20 protein-coding genes and 1 other RNA gene are annotated in these 17,869 nt (G+C 38.3%); 7 read left to right on the plus strand and 14 right to left on the minus strand.

Features of this window, described 5'->3' with window-relative positions; all coding sequences use genetic code 11:
- Positions 1-28 precede the first annotated feature (28 nt).
- The gene (gene dnaE / locus MLOOGBEN_RS19930) at positions 29-3,391 is read right to left on the minus strand and encodes a DNA polymerase III subunit alpha (RefSeq protein WP_179160027.1); all 3,363 of its coding nucleotides are present in this window, start codon (positions 3,389-3,391) and stop codon (positions 29-31) included.
- A gap of 155 nt (positions 3,392-3,546) precedes the next feature.
- Between dnaE and ytrH the strand changes: the two genes are divergently transcribed.
- Together ytrH and ytrI are read left to right on the plus strand one after the other, a co-directional pair.
- Positions 3,547-3,882, plus strand: coding sequence for a sporulation membrane protein YtrH (gene ytrH / locus MLOOGBEN_RS19935; protein ID WP_045524254.1), 336 nt, complete (start codon positions 3,547-3,549; stop codon positions 3,880-3,882).
- Positions 3,879-4,382: a sporulation membrane protein YtrI gene (gene ytrI, locus MLOOGBEN_RS19940; RefSeq protein WP_179160028.1), complete on the plus strand. Its 504-nt coding sequence runs from the start codon at positions 3,879-3,881 to the stop codon at positions 4,380-4,382. Before ytrH ends, ytrI begins: the two co-directional genes overlap by 4 nt.
- 36 nt (positions 4,383-4,418) lie before the next feature.
- On the opposite strand, the gene MLOOGBEN_RS19945 is transcribed toward ytrI, so the two are convergent.
- Positions 4,419-5,363 (minus strand): DHH family phosphoesterase, encoded by a 945-nt coding sequence (locus MLOOGBEN_RS19945; RefSeq protein WP_218781261.1) that lies wholly within the window; start codon positions 5,361-5,363, stop codon positions 4,419-4,421.
- A gap of 97 nt (positions 5,364-5,460) precedes the next feature.
- Here MLOOGBEN_RS19945 and MLOOGBEN_RS19950 point away from each other — a divergent pair, with 97 nt between their 5' ends.
- A complete protein-coding gene (locus tag MLOOGBEN_RS19950) occupies positions 5,461-5,757 on the plus strand; it encodes a YtpI family protein (protein ID WP_179160029.1) in 297 nt (98 codons plus the stop codon).
- Between the two features lie 57 nt (positions 5,758-5,814).
- Here MLOOGBEN_RS19950 and MLOOGBEN_RS19955 read toward each other — a convergent pair whose 3' ends face one another.
- From MLOOGBEN_RS19955 to MLOOGBEN_RS19965, 3 genes are all read right to left on the minus strand, one after another.
- Entirely contained in the window at positions 5,815-7,134 is a 1,320-nt protein-coding gene (locus MLOOGBEN_RS19955) for a CBS domain-containing protein (protein ID WP_179160030.1), read from the minus strand.
- A 124-nt stretch (positions 7,135-7,258) separates the two neighbouring features.
- Entirely contained in the window at positions 7,259-7,495 is a 237-nt protein-coding gene (locus MLOOGBEN_RS19960; protein WP_179160031.1) for a hypothetical protein, read from the minus strand.
- Between the two features lie 65 nt (positions 7,496-7,560).
- Positions 7,561-8,241 (minus strand): metal-dependent hydrolase, encoded by a 681-nt coding sequence (locus MLOOGBEN_RS19965; protein ID WP_179160032.1) that lies wholly within the window; start codon positions 8,239-8,241, stop codon positions 7,561-7,563.
- Positions 8,242-8,415: 174 nt separating this feature from the next.
- Between MLOOGBEN_RS19965 and MLOOGBEN_RS19970 the strand changes: the two genes are divergently transcribed.
- Together MLOOGBEN_RS19970 and ssrS are read left to right on the plus strand one after the other, a co-directional pair.
- The gene (locus MLOOGBEN_RS19970; protein WP_179160033.1) at positions 8,416-9,513 is read left to right on the plus strand and encodes a M24 family metallopeptidase; all 1,098 of its coding nucleotides are present in this window, start codon (positions 8,416-8,418) and stop codon (positions 9,511-9,513) included.
- A gap of 55 nt (positions 9,514-9,568) precedes the next feature.
- A non-coding RNA gene (gene ssrS, locus MLOOGBEN_RS19975) (6S RNA) lies at positions 9,569-9,765 on the plus strand.
- An 88-nt stretch (positions 9,766-9,853) separates the two neighbouring features.
- Here ssrS and ald read toward each other — a convergent pair.
- The 3 genes from ald to MLOOGBEN_RS19990 form a co-directional block, all read right to left on the minus strand.
- Positions 9,854-10,975, minus strand: a complete 1,122-nt coding sequence (ald, locus tag MLOOGBEN_RS19980) for an alanine dehydrogenase (RefSeq protein WP_179160034.1) — start codon at positions 10,973-10,975, stop codon at positions 9,854-9,856.
- A 212-nt stretch (positions 10,976-11,187) separates the two neighbouring features.
- Positions 11,188-11,403, minus strand: coding sequence for a spore coat protein (locus tag MLOOGBEN_RS19985; protein ID WP_179160035.1), 216 nt, complete (start codon positions 11,401-11,403; stop codon positions 11,188-11,190).
- A 140-nt stretch (positions 11,404-11,543) separates the two neighbouring features.
- Entirely contained in the window at positions 11,544-11,699 is a 156-nt protein-coding gene (locus tag MLOOGBEN_RS19990; RefSeq protein ID WP_179160036.1) for a hypothetical protein, read from the minus strand.
- A gap of 102 nt (positions 11,700-11,801) precedes the next feature.
- Between MLOOGBEN_RS19990 and MLOOGBEN_RS19995 the strand changes: the two genes are divergently transcribed.
- Positions 11,802-12,251 carry a universal stress protein gene (locus MLOOGBEN_RS19995; protein WP_179160037.1) on the plus strand — a complete coding sequence of 150 codons (450 nt, stop codon included), beginning with the start codon at positions 11,802-11,804 and terminating at the stop codon, positions 12,249-12,251.
- Positions 12,252-12,306: 55 nt separating this feature from the next.
- Complete coding sequence (locus MLOOGBEN_RS20000) at positions 12,307-12,621, plus strand: hypothetical protein (protein WP_179160038.1); 315 nt, start codon at positions 12,307-12,309, stop codon at positions 12,619-12,621.
- Positions 12,622-12,653: 32 nt separating this feature from the next.
- On the opposite strand, the gene MLOOGBEN_RS20005 is transcribed toward MLOOGBEN_RS20000, so the two are convergent.
- The 6 genes from MLOOGBEN_RS20005 to ytfJ all read right to left on the minus strand — a co-directional run bounded on the left by MLOOGBEN_RS20005 (position 12,654) and on the right by ytfJ (position 17,869).
- Entirely contained in the window at positions 12,654-13,166 is a 513-nt protein-coding gene (locus MLOOGBEN_RS20005) for a MogA/MoaB family molybdenum cofactor biosynthesis protein (RefSeq protein ID WP_179160039.1), read from the minus strand.
- Between the two features lies 1 nt (position 13,167).
- Positions 13,168-14,004 (minus strand): EcsC family protein, encoded by an 837-nt coding sequence (locus MLOOGBEN_RS20010; RefSeq protein WP_179160040.1) that lies wholly within the window; start codon positions 14,002-14,004, stop codon positions 13,168-13,170.
- 227 nt (positions 14,005-14,231) lie between these two features.
- Positions 14,232-15,419, minus strand: coding sequence for an acetate kinase (locus MLOOGBEN_RS20015; protein WP_179160041.1), 1,188 nt, complete (start codon positions 15,417-15,419; stop codon positions 14,232-14,234).
- Between the two features lie 239 nt (positions 15,420-15,658).
- The gene (locus MLOOGBEN_RS20020) at positions 15,659-16,642 is read right to left on the minus strand and encodes a class I SAM-dependent methyltransferase (RefSeq protein WP_179160042.1); all 984 of its coding nucleotides are present in this window, start codon (positions 16,640-16,642) and stop codon (positions 15,659-15,661) included.
- A gap of 67 nt (positions 16,643-16,709) precedes the next feature.
- Entirely contained in the window at positions 16,710-17,210 is a 501-nt protein-coding gene (gene tpx / locus MLOOGBEN_RS20025; RefSeq protein ID WP_179160043.1) for a thiol peroxidase, read from the minus strand.
- Between the two features lie 167 nt (positions 17,211-17,377).
- Complete coding sequence (gene ytfJ / locus MLOOGBEN_RS20030) at positions 17,378-17,869, minus strand: GerW family sporulation protein (protein WP_179160044.1); 492 nt, start codon at positions 17,867-17,869, stop codon at positions 17,378-17,380.

Genomic DNA, 17,869 nt, shown 5'->3' on the forward strand with positions numbered 1-17,869 from the left:
ATATCATATCTTGAAGAGTTGTAAAGAATTATTCTTTCAAAACAACATTATTATTTCCTAAAAATTCACTCAATAATTTTAATAGTGTACTGCTAGGTTCAATCATAAATTCATCCCCCAGCCTGATGGTTTTTTTGCTTGTCTCATAGTGTAAAACAACTTTTGTTTTTCCAGTATTGCCCTTAAATAATTGTTTTAATTGATTTAACGAATGTTCGTCTTGTTTTCCCTGTACTATTTTTAGATATAAAATAGACTCCTTCTTCGTTTTTGTGCTTAACCAAGGTTCAATTTCAGATACTTGCTGGATAATAAATTGAAGCTTACCATCTCGTTCTTCTACTTTCCCTTCCATCACAACAAATTTCCCATGGTCCAGCAAGTGGGAGTATTTTTTGTATACAATTGGAAAGGTGACGGCTTCCATTTCACCGCTAGAATCACTTACATTCAAAAAGGCCATTGAATCCCCTTTTTTTGTACGGATTTTTCTTAGAGATACGATATATACACCCGCAGCTGCTCGTTTATGGTCCGCAGATAATTCAAACAGTACAGATGCTCCAGCTTGTTTTAGACTTTTTTCATAAATCGATACTGGGTGGTCCGAAAGGTAGAAACCAAGAGCCTCTTTTTCAAAAGAAAGCTTATCCTCTAGTCTTATAGGATCAACTTGAACGTATTTTGGCTTAAGTTGAAATTCATCAAGAAATAACTCCACTTGGCTTGATTCATCAACCTTAAATATTTGAGCATGCTCTAGCGCAACATCCAAACTTGCAAGCAAGACAGCACGGTCTTCCTTAAATTCATCGAAACTTCCAGAATGAACGAGAACCTCCAGCGTTTTTCGATTGATTGCTTTTGAGGAAACCCTTGTGCAAAAATCGAATAAATCCTCAAACTTTTTACTTTTCCTTGCCTGAAAAATTTCTCTTAATGCTGCTGCACCAACACTTTTAATGGCTGCAAGGCTGTAACGGATACTTGTCTTCTCTACCTGAAAGGAAAAACCGCTGTAGTTGATGGAAGGAGGCAGTATCTCCATTTCCTTTTGTTTTGATTCCATGATATATTGGGCTATTTTTGTTTCATTCCCAATCGCTGATGTGAGCAGTCCAGCCATGAAATAGAGGGGATGATTCGCTTTTAAATAGGCAAGCTGGTACGCAATCATACTATAAGCAACTGCATGACTTCTATTAAAGCCATAATTCGCAAATCGAACAATTAAATCATAAATCTCATTTGCAAGTGCTTGTTCATACCCCTTCTTTAAAGCACCTTGGACAAAGTGGTTTCGCTCCCTATCCAAAACCTCCTTTTGCTTTTTCCCCACTGCTCTCCGCAAAAGGTCTGCTTCACCGAGAGAAAAACCAGCCATGGTTGAGGCAATTTGCATGATTTGTTCCTGGTATACAATGACTCCATAGGTATTTTCCAGTATGGGTTCCAAATCTTTATGAAGGTATTCCACTGCTTGCCTTCCATGTTTCCGATCAATAAATAGGGGGATATTCTCCATTGGACCAGGTCGATATAGTGCATTAACGGCAACAATATCTTCGAACCGTGAAGGTTTTAAACGCAATAATACCTTCCTCATTCCCTCTGATTCCAGCTGAAAAATACCTGTTGTCTCTCCCCTTGCTAACAATTCGAACGTTTTTTCATCATTTAATGGGATGGTTTTAATATCTACTTTTCTTCCCGTTTTCTTATGAATAGACGATACGATTGATTCGAGCAGGGTTAAATTTCTCAAACCAAGAAAATCCATCTTTAGTAACCCTATTTCTTCAAGATGCTCCATAGAATACTGTGTTAAGTAAACTTGATTATGCCCCTGTTGAATTGGAATTAGTTCAATCAGCTGCTTCTCACTAATAATCACTCCTGCGGCATGTGTAGAAGTGTGACGAGGTAACCCCTCTAGCTTTAAAGCTGTTTCATAAAGCTTACGATTTACCGGGTTTTCATCAACAAAGGCTCGAAGGTGCTGCGATTCTTTATAGGCGTCTTTAAGATTGATACCTAAACGTGCAGGGATACGTCTTGACAGCTGTTCTAATTCCTTCGTATTTAACCCAAAGGCCCTGCCAACATCTCTTATTGCTGCCTTGGCGGCAAGCGTTCCAAAGGTTACAATTTGGGCTACGTGTAATTCGCCGTATTTCTTTGCAACGTATTCTATCACTTCATCCCGGCGGTGGTCTGGAAAATCAATATCAATATCCGGCATCGATATCCGCTCTGGATTTAGGAATCGCTCAAATAGTAATTGATGTGACAGTGGGTCGACATCGGTAATATACAATACGTACGCAACAAGTGAACCTGCAGCAGATCCCCTGCCCGGACCTGTCAAAATACCATTCTCACGTGCATATCTCATAAAGTCCCAAACAATTAAAAAGTAGTTGCTAAATTTCATGGAGTTAATGACCGATAATTCATAAGCCAAACGCTCAAAGTGTTCCTGAGAAGGTGCAGAAAAGCGCTCCATTAACCCTTTTTGGCAGAGCATTTCTAAGTATTTCTCTGCAGGTTGTCCATCCGCTGTTGGATATTCAGGTAAATAGGTTTTGTTCAGTTCAATATTTACCATGCATCTTTTAGCAATACTAATACTGTTTTCTAATGCCTCAGGTATTTCAGAAAATACTTCCACCATTTCCTGTGCAGTTTTTAGGTAAAATTGATTACTTTCTAATCTTTCTCTATGCTCATCCTGAAGTTTGTCACCGTTTTTTATCGCTAGTAAACATTCATGTGCGAACATATCCTCTTGTTCAAGGTAATGAACTCTATTCGTTGCGACTAATGGAATAGTTTGGTCTTCGGCAATACTTTGAATCTTCTTTGTTACAATACCTTCCTGCTCTATTTGATGGTTTTGAACAGCAAGGTAAAAAGACTCTCTTCCAAAGATGGACTGAAGTTTTTTGATGATTTCAATTGCCTGTTCTTGCTTATCATTTAAAAGATTTTGTTCTATCTCTCCTTCTATTCCTGGAGAAATGGCAATAAGACCTTCCGCGTAATGCTTCAACCATTTAAAAGGGATACCATTTGTCGCTTTTGTTTGTACCGCACTAGATATTTTTAAAAGGTTTTTAAATCCCTTTTCATTTTCAGCAAGTAAGACTAGCGGATATGATACTTCCTTCTCTATTTCACTTTCTACATCTACAGTCAGCCCAATAATCGGCTGTATATTATTTTTTATGCAAAGCTTATAGAATTCAATGGTTCCATACATAACATTCCTATCGGTTAATGCGATCGCACGGAATCCCTTTTTCTTTGCGTTATCAATCAATTCATGAACCGATGCTGTGCTGGTTAATAAGCTGTATGCACTATATACATGAAGGTGAATAAAAGACATTTTTGTCACCTCTTTCAATAAAAAATTCCTATCTTCATTATAGAGCCAAACTAAAAAAAAGGAAAATATGTTCTTATTTTAAAAAACATAATCAAGGATGTTTGTCCATATAAATGATATAAGGGTATTTATACTTTGTAAGGGCGGTTGAGGTTATGAAAGAAATTGGCTTTTTTCCTACTTTTATTGAAAGTTATTTTATTGCATTAGGTGTTATATTAGGTGGTTCCCTGATTGGTGGAATCGCTGCCTTTCTAACTGGACAACCACCGCTCACGGCTGTTTACCGGCTGTCTACAGACTTAAGAATATGGGCAATTGTCGCTGCTATTGGCGGGACATTTGATGCCGTGTACACCTTTGAGAGGGGGTTATTTAATGCAGAAACCAGGGACATATTTAAGCAGCTCCTCATTATCCTTTCTGCATTAGGCGGCGCACAGACAGGTGCACTGATAATTAATTGGTTAACACAGGAGTATATATCGTGAGAATTCCTCCTTATTATCGAAACCCTGCATGGCAGCGTTTTTTTGCAGGAATGGTCATTGGCGGTGCGATTAGCTGGTGTATTTTCATTTATATATTTGGTGTGTGGCAGGAGCAGCATACTGCATTAATTGATAAACAAAGGGAAGAAATTGTTGACTTAAAAGATGAAAAAAAGATCTGGCAGGAAGAGTATAAAGAGATTAATAAACGGACGATTGAGCAGCTGACGATTCAAAAAATCAATATTAAAATAACAAATTGGGAGAAATACAAGCTAGACATGCTAAGTGTTTCAGAAATTGAAGATTCGGTAAAAGATGACATTAGTTTGATGATCGCAAAGGACATCGATACAGTCTATAAAAGCAAGGAATTAATCAAAAAAATCATTCATAATAAACCTGTTAAAATAAATGACAAAAGGTATAAACTGCAAGTCAAGGAAATGGTCATTTTCACCACATTGTCCATTCAACTTGAAATTGAATTCGAACAATAAAAAGAATCGGCCCGAAATTTGAGGCCGATTCTTTCATTATGGTTGAAACTTGTCACAAACTTCACTAAGCTCTTTCATTACATGATCCACTTCATCCCATGAATAGATAGAGGCACCTGAGGCAAGTGGATGTCCTCCACCTTTAAACTTCCTGGCAACCCCATTGATTACTGGACCCTTTGAACGCAGACGTACCCTGATTTGATCGTCCTCTTCAATAAAAAAGACCCATGCCTTAATCCCTTTTACATCTCCTAATGTTCCTACAAGTAATGAAGCCTCTGATGGCACTGCATCATACTCTTCCAATAGTTTCTTTGTAAGTAGAACCGAAGCTACGCCGTTACTCTGCATTTCAAAGTTTTGCAGGATGTAGCCGTTTAATTTAATTATATTGGTGTCACGCTCGTACATTTTGTCAAAGAGTTCGGTACGGGAAAAATTATAATGAATCAGTTCACCTGCATATGCAAAGGTTTTATCTGTAGTACTTGGAAATAGAAATCTTCCTGTATCTCCAACAATCCCGCCAAATAAAAGCCTGGCTGCCTCATCGTTTAATTTTAATCCTCGGTCTTTACCAAATAGATAGAATTCATAAATCATCTCACTGCAGGAACTTGCCGTCGTATCCACCCACAATAAATCACCATAAGGATCCTCGTTTGGATGATGGTCTATTTTGATTAATTTTTCACCTAATGAATATCTTCTATCACAAATCCGTTCTTCATTCGCAGTGTCACAAACAATAACTAAGGCTCCTCTATACACTTCATCTTCAATGGAATCTAGACGACGCATAAAATGAAGCGACCTTTCTTCTTTTCCAACAGCGAACACCTTTTTATTGGGATAAGATGCCTTTAGGATCTCAACTAATCCACATTGTGAACCATACGCATCCGGATCTGGACGGACATGTCGATGGACGATGATGGTTTCATATTGTTCGATCATTTCTAAGATTTTTTCATTCAATGTGATCACCTCTCTATTGTTTTCTTAAGCAAGGGTAGAATTTTGGTAAAATAATATGTACAATGAACAAGAGAATTTTAGACTTGGAGGAAATTTAATGTCTGTTCTAGTTTTTCTGATTGTCATTCTATTTGCTTTCTATTTATTCTATAAAACCAAATACTTTAGAAGCAGCCGTCCGGTTGAAAAGAAATGGCTTGCTGCCAAATCCAATATTGCACTAGGGCTGTTTGTCTGCTTATTTGGGTTAAACCATTTATTCTTCATTTCGCAAACGACTGTCACCATTATTGTTTCAGTAATCTTTATTGTTTATGGAGCAGTGTTTACTTTGGTGGGAATTAAGAAATATAAACATTACCTGCCGTTTGCGGCGGAAGAAGCTAAAAGCTAGACCACCTTTAATGTTCAATAAAGAATGAGCCGCTTACCCTTTGGTAGCGGCCTTTTTTTACGTCCTATCAATCAACTGACACATCATCATTGCTTTTCCGACTAGGATGCCATCATTAAAGACCTCGACATCGACCTTTCCAAACTTTCGGCCAACTTCAAGTACCTTTGGAAAGATTTCGATAACACTTTCCATCTGAACAGGCTTGAGAAAGTAAATGGTCATATTTTCAACAACAAGATCACCTTTTTTATAGCTTCTTAGGATACGATTCGCTGCCTCCGTAACAATGGTTGTGAAAACTCCATAGGAAATGGTTCCAAGATGGTTGGTCATTTGCGGAGTAACTTCACTGGTGTATACTTCTTCACCTTTTGCTCTTCCGCGCATTAACACCATTTGGTTGGTGACAATATCATCCAGCGTTTCTCCTACCTGTGGCTGGCGTTGGTTCATTTGCAGTGCTTTTAATACATCCTGCCTGCTAATAATTCCTTCAAGACGGTTGTTATCATCCACAACTGGAAGGACTTCAATACCTTCCCAAACCATCATATGTGCGGTAGAGGCAACACTTGTCTTGCCAGATACTGTCATCGGCTGTTTTGTCATGATTTTATCAATGGAAGTATCAGCATCCTGACCCATAACGTCCTTTGCCGTTACCATCCCTTGAATCTTCATGTTTTGATCAACAACAGGATAACGGCTGTGAGTGGTTTCATGATTCAGGTTATGCCACACTGAAACCTTATCAGAGGTCTTCAGGAAATAAGTCTCTGAAAGAGCGGTTAGGATATCCTCCACCAGAATAATTTCCTTTTTTATTAACTGGTCATAAATGGCGCGGTTTATCATCGTTGCCACTGTAAAAGTATCATAACTGGTCGATATGATTGGCATTTCCAAGCTGTCTGCTAATTTTTTTATATAGTCTTCGGTATCAAATCCTCCGGTAATTAATACAGCTGCCCCAGCCTTTAATGCCAGCTCCTGTGCTTGTGTACGATTTCCTACGATCAATAGGTTATCTGGACCTGTATAGCGCATCATTGCCTCTAGTTTCATTGCACCGATAACAAATTTATTTAGTGTTTTATGCAATCCAGTCTTGCCGCCTAAAACCTGACCTTCCACAATATTAACCACTTCCGCGAAGGTGAGCTTTTCAATATTCTCTTTTTTCTTTCGTTCAATCCTAATCGTACCTACACGCTCAATTGTACTGACATATCCTTTATTTTCTGCTTCTTTAATTGCTCTGTAGGCTGTCCCTTCACTTACTGTCATCGCCTTGGCGATTTGACGTACAGATATTTTTTCCCCTACTGGAAGTTCATCAATATATTGCAGAATCTGTTCATGCTTTGTAGCCAAGACCTTCACCCTCTTCTATAGCCCTTTAATTATAAATTAATCGATATATTATTTATACCATTATTTCGAATAATAAACCAACGCAAAAAGAGCCTTTATACGGGCTCCCCTTGCAGTGAGGTGATTAATAATAAGATCTTGATTTTTTGTTGATTCGAAGGTTTTGGCGTTTTTTTTCTGCCTTTTTTGGACTATATAATAAGGCGGTCAGATTTCCTGCTAAAACAATTAAGGCAAGCGCAAGCCAAGATAGAGCAAAGACCCCTTCTAGACCATCTGCAAATACCGAGAGCCTTGGAACAGCAAAATAAAGCATGAATCCACAAAGTAAAAGGCATAGTAAATATCGATTTTTTTTCAATTCTTCTGTCCCCCTTCAAAACGAACTGCTTGTTTCACTTTATGCAAAGAAGGGATAAAAAAGTATTATAATTCTATATATTCTCCGGGCTCCATCACTTTTCCATTTTTATTTTCAAGCATTTCAATAAATTGCTTAGGATCCTGCTTAATTGGCGGAAATGTATTGTAGTGGACCGGAACAATGGTTTTTGCTCCTAATAATTTTGCTGCGTATGCTGCATCTTCTGGACCCATTGTGAAATTATCACCGATTGGCAAGAAAGCTAAATCAATCGGGTGTCTTTCTCCAATTAGCTTCATATCTGAAAATAACGCTGTATCACCAGCATGATAAACGGTCTTACCTTCTGCCATTAAAAGAATTCCTGCTGGCATTCCGCAATAGATTATTTCATTATTTTCCGTCGTATAGCTTGACCCATGAAAAGCTTGTGTTAATTTGACTTTCCCAAAATCAAATTGATGTGCACCGCCGATATGCATGCCATGGGTATTGACACCCTGCCAGCTTAAGAATGTTGAAATTTCATGATTGGCGATTACCAGTGCATTGTTTCTTTTGGCTAACTCTACCGTATCTCCGACGTGGTCATTGTGACCATGAGTTATGATAATTACATCTGGATTAAGAGTTTCCACTTTTAAATCAGTTAATTGGTTACCGTTAATAAATGGATCAATCACTATTCTTTTTCCATTGAGCTCAATTTTAACAACCGAATGTCCATGATAAGATACTTTCATCTTCCATCTCCTCCAAAAACTTTTATAGTATGTATTTCAATAATAATTTCTAAATTCCTTCCTCATTTATATCCATAAATGGGGTGATTTAGCACATCCTAAAGTAAGATTGTTTACACATGGATTTAAAATTGATACCCTCAAGAAGGATGTTTATTTTAGGAGGCGTAAGTTATGAACCAACGATTACAAAAGCTTCAAGCATGGATGAAGGAAAATGGGATTGAAGTAAGCTTCATCACTTCTTCTGAAAATGTATTTTATTTAAGCGGGTTTTTCTCAAATCCCCATGAGCGTTTACTTGCCTTAGCTGTTTTCCAAGAGCAAGAGCCGTTCCTTGTATGTCCTGGGATGGAAGTCCATGATGTCAAAAGCTCCGGCTGGAACCAGGAAATCCTTGGCTACAGTGATATCGAAAATCCATGGGAATTAGTACATACTTCGATCAATAAAAGACTTAATGGAGTACAAAAAGTCGCGATTGAAAAGGAACATATGAATGTGGAACGATATGAACAGCTAACGGCTTTATTCCCTAGCGCAGCGTTTGTTTCCGCAGAAGAAAAATTAAGAAAGCTGCGGATGATTAAAGATGCCAAGGAATTAAAGGTTATTGAAGAGGCTTGTGCCTTAGCTGACTATGCCATTGAGGTGGGCTGCAGTGAAATAAAAGAAGGAAGAACGGAATTAGATGTCCTTAATGCAGTTGAGTATGCACTTAAGCAAAAGGGTGTAACGGAAATGTCATTTACAACTATGGTTTTGACGGGTGCAAATGCTGCGTCCCCTCACGGTAATCCAGGCAGGACAAAAATTCAAAAGGGAGATTTGGTCTTATTTGATTTAGGTGTAGTAGTAGAACGCTATTGTTCAGATATTACAAGGACTGTAGCCTATGGTGATATTAATGATAAACAAAAAGAAATCTATGATACCGTGCTTAAAGCACAATTAGCGGCAATAGAGGCAAGTACACCTGGTGCAACTGCAGCTGAAGTTGACCTAACGGCACGAAGAATCATTGCTGAAGCTGGCTATGGGGAATACTTCCCGCACCGACTTGGACATGGATTAGGGATCAGTGTTCACGAGTATCCTTCCATGACAGAAACCAATCAACTGGTAATCGAAGAAGGTATGGTTTATACCATTGAACCAGGTATTTACGTTCCTAATGTAGCAGGAGTACGTATTGAGGATGATATTTATATTACTGCTGACGGAGCTAAAGTCTTAACTAAATTCCCTAAAGAACTACAAATCATTCGATAAGCGATTTAGATTTTTTTACCATTGAAGTGTTGAAGAATTTGAAGTAATATACAAATACAAGCTGCGTTGCTCGTAGTGATAATAAAGTTTTAACCTTTAAGCTGTAAAAGGGAGTTTTACTATCGAAGCTGTAATGACACGCCTCTGTCTATACGACATGGAGGACATGCAGGAGGGCTTTTGCGAACACCCACTTTGAGGAGTGGTGGTTTAAAACTTTCTTATATGAGGTACGGCAAATGCGGCTATATAATCTATGAAATAACCAAGCCAGCTTCGTAAAGAAGCTGGCTTTATTTTTTTGTCTAGCTACAGCCCCTAGGGGCTGTAGCTTTTCTATTTACATTTGTCCTAGTAATGTTTTTGTATCTGAGTAGTGAAGACCATGTGCTTCTGCTACTGCTTCGTATGTTACAAAGCCGCCAAGGGTATTGATACCTTTTAGCAGTGCTTCATTTTCGAGGCATGCTTGTCGATAACCCTTATTAGCAATTTGGATTGCATATGGGACGGTTACGTTGGTTAAGCCAAGAGTTGAAGTTCTTGGAACCGCCCCTGGCATATTTGCAACGGCATAATGAACTACTCCATGTTTAATATATGTAGGGTTATCGTGTGTTGTAATTCGATCAGTTGTTTCAAAGATACCACCCTGATCAATTGCAATATCCACTACGACGCTTCCTGGTGTCATTGATTGAATCATTGCTTCGGAGACTAACTTAGGAGCTTTTGCACCTGGAATTAGGACCGCACCAATCACTAAGTCAGATTCTTTAACAGCTTCCGCAATATTATAAGGATTAGACATTAATGTGGTGATGTCAGAACCAAAGATATCATCCAGTTGACGAAGACGGTCTGGATTAAGATCGATAATTGTAACTTTTGCTCCAAGTCCAATTGCCATTTTAGCTGCATTTGTTCCCGCAACTCCACCGCCAATAATGGTTACTGTTCCTCTTTGTACACCCGGAACCCCAGATAAGAGAATTCCTTTCCCGCCATGAACTTTTTCAAGGAACTGAGCACCAATTTGTGCAGCCATTCTTCCTGCCACTTCACTCATTGGGGTTAATAACGGCAAAGAGTTATTTGGTAACTGAACTGTCTCATAAGCAATTCCAACCACTTTATTATCAATTAAGGCCTTTGTTAGCTCTGGTTCAGGAGCTAAATGTAAGTATGTAAATAAAATTAATCCTTCACGAAAATATTGATATTCACTTGGGAGAGGTTCTTTAACCTTCATAACCATTTCCATTGACCAAGCTTCTGAAGCAGTTTCTACTATTTTTGCACCTGCAGTTATATAATCTTCATCAGTAAAAGCCGAACCAAGTCCTGCCCCTTTTTCAATATATACCTCATGACCAAATTTCAAAAGATTGAAGACCCCTGCTGGTGTCATCGCAACACGATTTTCATTATTTTTTATTTCTTTCGGTACGCCGATCTGCATGTGCTTACCCCCAATTAATATTTTCATAGCAAAAGAACCAAAAATGATTTTATTATAACCATTACTCTAAGTAAAGATTTGACTATGAAAGCACTTTCATTTTACCAAATATATAGTGGAATCCCAACTTATTTATTATAAAAATTAAGTTTAGTCACAATGATTTTGGTAAAAAAGCCTTGCAGATGATGGACCTGACAAGGCTATGATGGTTAATAGTAAGGGTAGTAAGGATATGGATATGGTGGATAGTATGGATACGGGTATGGATACGGGTATGGATAATAGTAAGGACGTGGACTTAATGCTGCCCCTAGTGCTAATCCCCCTAAGAATCCAAATGGAAATCCAAATCGACGGCGGCCAAACCCAAAGCCCGGACGACCAAAGCCGAGGCCAAATCTCATGTCATTTTGATTCATGTGCATAATCTTTTCCTCCTCAATTTATACTTCTTACACTAAAGAATATGCACATAAGAAATTGGTTTCTTGGGTATATGTCCCTGAGTATAAAAATTTAAGTAGACATTTGCATAGAAAAACTCGCTTGGAAGCGAGTTTTTCTGTTATTCCTCATTATTTTGATAAGTCTCACTGCTGATTTGTTCCATCTCTTGTCCAATATATCCGCTATTATAGGAATCCATAATTTGCTCGCTAACTTCATTTGTACCACTTTCATCAAATTCAAATGTAAATTTATTTGGGTCTTGTTTAAACATCTTTTAATCTCCTTTCCATGTATGGTTACTCTTTTATTTTTCGAAAAATTGAAACATTTATTCCTAGAAATTATTGTATAATTTAGGTGAGGAGGGATTATCATGGGAGTTCGATATGGCCATATTTTAGTTGCTATAGATGGCTCGAAAGAATCAGAGTGGGCACTAGAAAAGTCGATTGAAATTGCTAAGAGGAACAACGCTAAATTGTTATTAGCACATGTGATAGACACAAGGTCATTTTTGTTAATTGATTCATATGATCCAGATATTGCTGATCGTGCAAACAAACTTGCCATAGACATGCTGGAAAAATACCAAACCCAAGCAATAGAATCAGGCGTTCCGCATGTTCAATTTGAAATCGAATACGGCTCACCTAAAGTTAAAATCCCTAAGGAAATAGCTAAAAAGCACAATATTGACTTAATTGTTTGCGGTGCTACTGGCATGAATGCAGTTGAGAGATTTTTGATTGGCAGTGTTTCTGAACACATTACCCGTTACTCCCCATGTGATGTCCTCATTGTCCGCGCAGAAATAAAATCGTGAATGCTTTCCGGATGTGTAGTAAAATAGAAGAATAACTCGTCTTGGAGGCTGTCACATGAAAGAACATTTTTCCTTTGATCTACGGCTTGGCATTTCGATTCCCAATCTAGAAATGGAATGGGCACATAATAGTGAGGAAACACAGGAAGCTATCCTGTTTCATTGGGAAAAAATTCGAGGTTCCATTCCTGATCGAATTGCTGAACTTGAAAATACGATTAATCATAAGCAAGCACAGCTTTCTAATGAAAATAACTTTAAAAAGTCATGTGAATTAAACAGCGAGATAGCTGAACTTGCTTCTATCATTAATGATTTATGGCTGTGGTACAGAGCTAATCAAACAATGGCAGATAAAATGCATCAATAAGAAGAGCTCCCTTTTGCTGGGAGCTCTTTTAACTATAAATCTTTTTTAATTTCTCTTACTACATGACCAATCTCCGGTAGTATTAACTTATTCATTGCAAGTTTTACCGCTCCTGTAGAACCAGGCGTAGAAAAGACTGCTTTATTCTTAACTACTCCTGCAATAGCCCGTGAAAGAATAGCAGCTGAGCCGATATCCTCCTGGTAGCTTAACATCCTAAACAATTCTCCAAAACCAACGATCTCTTTATTTAACATTCCCTGAACGGTTTCAATGGTTACATCACGTTTGGCTATTCCCGTACCGCCATTTGTCAGGATGACATCAATATCTTCCCGCTCACAGCCATTTAAAATGGCCTCTTTTATAGGAGCTGCTTCATCCTTGACGATCACATAATCAACAATAGCATGCCCAGCTTGCTCTAGCATTTCCACCATTACCTTGCCACTTTTATCGGTATCCTTATTTCTTGTATCACTTACAGTAATCACTTTGCAATTAACTTTCTTTGGTGCCCCTTGCTTGTGTTCAGTAGTACTCATCTCAAATTTCCTCTTTCTGATTTAGGTATCTCAGTTTGTAATAGTTATGGGCGAATTCTGTAACTTTTCTTGTTAATTGATAATTTGTTCCTGCACCAATGGCCATACTCACGACTGGTATTCCCTGGATAAGCCTTTTGCGGAATATGGTTATCACCATGGCTTTGAGTAATTGTTGTATGGGCTGCTCGAGCCAGGTCACATCTGTGATTTCTTCATTTCCCTCATAAAAATAATGGTCATCGTTCGAGCTCATCTCATTCCTCAAGCTAGACCAACCCTCTTTTTGAAGACGGGGGGGCAAGGTTGCTGTATGAAATACCTTCAGAGAACTCATCATCTCGTAAGGAGTATTTACCTCAAAACCATATGTCATGGCAATGAGTTGGACGACTCTTAAATTAATGACGGCCATTGACGGAATGTCTGTCCCTAACAGCAGCGGTCCACCCGTTCCCGCTAAACCACCCTGCGCAAAGGAGTATAGACGGTGCCTTGCAATTTGCTGCATGGCTATGTACTCTAACTGATCAATATTCAATTTCCTTAAATCCTCAATTTGGTGCAATTCCTTATTAAAAACACGCCCTGAAGATAGGATTCTTTCCTTCGCATCCATCTGTATCTGAGAACCTTGAATCATTCCGTGCAAATGGAACAACCAGGTATCAATAACCGAAAAAAACTGGTGTTGAACATTTTCAGGTAATATAGAGAAAGAACGCTCTAAATATTTTTCATACGTAAGCTGTAAATCATTTGCCTCGTAATTTATTAAATGCGTTTCCCACTCTCTAATTTCATTCAATACCTCTGTTTCCCGGTCAGTTAATGGCATTGGCAATCCCTCCTCACTTCCATGTCTAGCTACAGCGTCTAGGGGCTCGGGGTCATAAGCCAATCTGTCAAGAAGGTTAAAGAACAACCTTCTAGCCAGCTCGTCTTATGCCTGTCGCCCCTGTGCAAGACGCTTCCGCTTTTCTTCCAGTATATCACAAAGAAATATAACTAAAAAATGCAAAAAGGCAAACCGTCTAATATGGACAGTTTGCCTTTTAATATGAATTATTGTGCTAAACGTACAACGTCACGCGCAATCATTACTTCTTCATTTGTCGGAATAACAATTACTTTTACAGGTGAGTGCGGATAGTTAATAAATCTTTCCTCACCTCTGATTTTATTTAATGCCGGATCCCAATAAACACCCATAAATTCTAGACCCTTTAAGACTTGTTCACGAACTACATCGCTATTCTCGCCAATACCTGCTGTAAAGATAATGGCATCAACCCCATACATACGTGAGGCATATGAACCAATATATTTATGAATACGATTAGCAAAAACATCCAATGCAAGCTGCGCACGTTCATTTCCATTACGTGCTTCAATTTCGATGTCTCTTAAATCACTTGAGAAACCAGAAACCCCTAACATTCCGCTCTCTTTATTTAAAACATCAAGTACTTCTTCTGCTGTTTTATTTGTTTTTTCCATAATGAATGGAATTAACGCTGGGTCGATATTACCTGAACGAGTTCCCATTGTAACCCCAGCTAGAGGTGTAAAGCCCATTGATGTATCAATTGATTTTCCACCTTCAATGGCAGCGATACTTGCTCCATTCCCTAAGTGGCAGGAAAGAAGGCGAAGCTGTTCAACCGGACGCCCCAAAAGTTCAGCCGCACGCTGTGAAACATATTTATGACTCGTACCATGGAATCCATATTTACGAATACCATATTTTTCATAATATTCATATGGAAGACTATAGAGATATGAACTTTCTGGCATTGTTTGGTGAAAGGCTGTATCAAATACAGCAACAGCAGGAACATTTGGAAGAACACCTCTAAAAGCCTTAATTCCCGTAACGTTCGCAGGATTATGCAGAGGTGCTAATTCTGATAGTTCGTCAATTTTATTTAATACTTCATCAGTAATTAGAACGGAGTCATTAAATGCCTCCCCACCATGAACCACACGGTGTCCAATCCCTTCAATCTCACTTAGTGATTGAATAATACCTAAAGTAGTAAGCTTATCAAGCAGCATTTTTACAGCTACTTCATGGTCAGGAATATCCGTTGTTTCTGTAACTTTTTCACCATTAACCGAAATGGTAAATATTGAATCGTTTATGCCAATTCTTTCAATTAGTCCTTTTGTTATAACTTCTTCAGTGGGCATTTCAAATAGTTGAAACTTCAAAGAAGAACTGCCTGCATTAATTGCAATTATTTTAGACATTTCGTTTACCGCTCCTTTTTAAAACAACATCGGTTCAAGAAGTTCCTTTTTTCGTACAAGGTTATTTTGCTCAAACGGACACCGTTTATTGCTTTCATCACCTCATTTAATCACTGTATAAATTACATTTCAAGGAGGAAATTGGATGGAAACGGTTACCTCTAAAATGAAAATATATTCACATAATTCTAATTGTTCTCACCATTAAAAAAGCGATAAAACCGCTGCGAAACCCGGTTTTACCGCTTATTATCTTGAAACCATTTATCGATTTTTTTTAAGATATTGTCCATCTCAACTGCACTAGATAAGCTTGGAAGATTGGCAAGTAAGGCTTGTTTAGGCGCCGCTATCCCTTCACCCTTCTTTTGCAGGATTAATATACTTTTTGCTGCATTTTTATTCTTAAAAATACTTATAGGAAGTTGTAATACCCCTTGAACGATGATTTCTTCCTTAAAGTATTCACGAAGCTGTTGTGCCTGATCACTTTCAAAAAGACCATTTGGAATGATAAAAAATAAATATCCTCCCTCCTTTGTGTGGTTGACACTTTGTTCAATAAATAAATGATGCGCATAGGAGTGTCCCTCTGGCGCTTTTAGCTGATAATCTGACGCCCGGACATCATTGGGGTAGTATCCTACAGGCAAATCGGCGATTACTGCATCGACAGGGTCAATAAATAAAGGTTCAAGACTATCTTGATTAAAAAGTTCAATTGGGTGCTCCTGTAAATTTGCATTCACATAAGCAAGTTTAAGTAACAGGTCATCTATTTCAATTCCAATACTTTGGACATTTTTTTGCAGTTGATTCAATACAGTAGTTACTAAATTTCCTGTTCCAATCGCAGGGTCTAACAAACGGAGTGCTGGCTGCTCAATAAATTTATCCACTAGGTAGCTCATTAACATCCCCACACTATCAGGCGTCATTTGATGGTTAGGCTGAACATTTTCTTTCATTCCTTTTAAAATGACAAGCTGATAGGCTTTACGAATTTCTTCCTTTGTAAAACTGCTTAAATGTATTTCTTGGTATTGTTTTTGAAGTCTTTTTTCAGTTATTTCACTTACTTCATCCTGAAGAACAGATCCGTGAAATAAATTCTCACCAGTTTCCGCTAATGCTTCTAAATATGTACAAGCTAGTTCTTCCTGTAAAACAAGAGCAGTTTCATTGAATAACGTGAAAAGCTGCTCGACTGGAGCCATTTTCATACCCTGCACCTCCTAAAATAAAGAAAAAGGCCTCATCCATTGACGAGGCCTTCTATCGTCATCTAAATTACTTTGCATTCCTAGCAGCTTCAAGTGCCGCCTCATAGTTCGGATGATTTGTTGCCTCACTTACATATTCCACATAAGTAACAGTATCATTAGAATCTACAACAAATACAGCACGAGTCAATAAACGCAGTTCCTGAATTGCCACACCAAATGCTTCTCCAAAAGAAAGGTCACGATGGTCTGATAGAGTTTGGACATTTTCAATGCCGTTTGCTCCGCACCAGCGTTTTTGTGCAAATGGTAGGTCTACGCTGACAGTTAGGATTTTAACATCTCCTAAGCTATTTGCTTCTTCATTAAAACGACGTGTTTCTGCATCACACACGCCAGTATCTAAAGAAGGAACGGCACTGATTAAACGAACCTGTCCTTTTGTATTCTCTAGCGTTACAGGTGATAAATCATTCGCCAAGACGCTGAAATTAGGAGCTTTGTCGCCCACCTTTACTTCGTTGCCTAGCAATGTTACTGGGTTCCCCTTGAAAGTTACGTTTGCCATTTAAACATCCTCCTTTTTCCGTACAAAAGCGAAATAAATTACGCCTTCAACATAATTATGTACAGTGTAAATATATCTTTTCAGAATTTTTTTTGCAATGATTTAGGCTTTCACTTTCATGAAAAAAGTTAACCTCCCTCTTTATATGTGGAAGTTAACTTTTACACCTATATATCAAATTCTTGCTTTTGTGGTTGGTTCTGTGTGGAATGCTGCGAACCTTGCCCTGAGCTCTGCTGCTCATTTTTCTTTGAGAACATTTGCTGAATCTTATCCACAGCTTGTGGAGCCATTTCTAAAATTTTTTCATAAAGATGAGTACTTTCGTCAAGATGAAGCATTTTTACTCCTTGAGAATTCACAATTAAAAAGGCAATTGGAGTAATGGAGACTCCTCCACCGCTACCGCCTCCGAAAGGAAGCTTTGATTGACCTTGACTTTGACCTTGTTCCTGGCCTTTTGATTGCTGCTGAGAACCACTATCTAGTTTAAATTCACTACCACCTGCAGCAAATCCAAAACCAACCTTTGAAACGGTAAGAATAACACTTCCGTCAGGAGTTTCAACAGGATCACCAATAATCGTATTTACGTCAATCATTTCTTTTAAGCTTTCCATTGCAGTCGTCATTAAACCTTGAATTGGATGTTCAGACAT

Source organism: Bacillus sp. EB106-08-02-XG196 (assembly GCF_013396335.1).
Taxonomy (GTDB): Bacteria; Bacillota; Bacilli; order Bacillales; family Cytobacillaceae; genus Neobacillus.

What these genes read in the sequence shown, in the direction of transcription:
- dnaE (WP_179160027.1), bottom strand. Translation starts at nt 3,391, where the DNA reads ATGTCTTTTATTCACCTTCATGTATATAGTGCATACAGCTTATTAACC.
- MLOOGBEN_RS20010 (WP_179160040.1), bottom strand. Translation starts at nt 14,004, where the DNA reads ATGCCATTAACTGACCGGGAAACAGAGGTATTGAATGAAATTAGAGAG.
- MLOOGBEN_RS20020 (WP_179160042.1), bottom strand. Translation starts at nt 16,642, where the DNA reads ATGAAAATGGCTCCAGTCGAGCAGCTTTTCACGTTATTCAATGAAACT.
- MLOOGBEN_RS19965 (WP_179160032.1), bottom strand. Translation starts at nt 8,241, where the DNA reads ATGAAAGTATCTTATCATGGACATTCGGTTGTTAAAATTGAGCTCAAT.
- MLOOGBEN_RS19950 (WP_179160029.1), top strand. Translation starts at nt 5,461, where the DNA reads ATGTCTGTTCTAGTTTTTCTGATTGTCATTCTATTTGCTTTCTATTTA.
- ytrH (WP_045524254.1), top strand. Translation starts at nt 3,547, where the DNA reads ATGAAAGAAATTGGCTTTTTTCCTACTTTTATTGAAAGTTATTTTATT.
- MLOOGBEN_RS20000 (WP_179160038.1), top strand. Translation starts at nt 12,307, where the DNA reads ATGAAAGAACATTTTTCCTTTGATCTACGGCTTGGCATTTCGATTCCC.
- MLOOGBEN_RS19990 (WP_179160036.1), bottom strand. Translation starts at nt 11,699, where the DNA reads ATGTTTAAACAAGACCCAAATAAATTTACATTTGAATTTGATGAAAGT.
- ald (WP_179160034.1), bottom strand. Translation starts at nt 10,975, where the DNA reads ATGCAGATCGGCGTACCGAAAGAAATAAAAAATAATGAAAATCGTGTT.
- MLOOGBEN_RS19995 (WP_179160037.1), top strand. Translation starts at nt 11,802, where the DNA reads ATGGGAGTTCGATATGGCCATATTTTAGTTGCTATAGATGGCTCGAAA.
- MLOOGBEN_RS20015 (WP_179160041.1), bottom strand. Translation starts at nt 15,419, where the DNA reads ATGTCTAAAATAATTGCAATTAATGCAGGCAGTTCTTCTTTGAAGTTT.
- tpx (WP_179160043.1), bottom strand. Translation starts at nt 17,210, where the DNA reads ATGGCAAACGTAACTTTCAAGGGGAACCCAGTAACATTGCTAGGCAAC.
- ytfJ (WP_179160044.1), bottom strand. Translation starts at nt 17,869, where the DNA reads ATGTCTGAACATCCAATTCAAGGTTTAATGACGACTGCAATGGAAAGC.
- MLOOGBEN_RS19970 (WP_179160033.1), top strand. Translation starts at nt 8,416, where the DNA reads ATGAACCAACGATTACAAAAGCTTCAAGCATGGATGAAGGAAAATGGG.
- MLOOGBEN_RS19985 (WP_179160035.1), bottom strand. Translation starts at nt 11,403, where the DNA reads ATGCACATGAATCAAAATGACATGAGATTTGGCCTCGGCTTTGGTCGT.
- MLOOGBEN_RS20005 (WP_179160039.1), bottom strand. Translation starts at nt 13,166, where the DNA reads ATGAGTACTACTGAACACAAGCAAGGGGCACCAAAGAAAGTTAATTGC.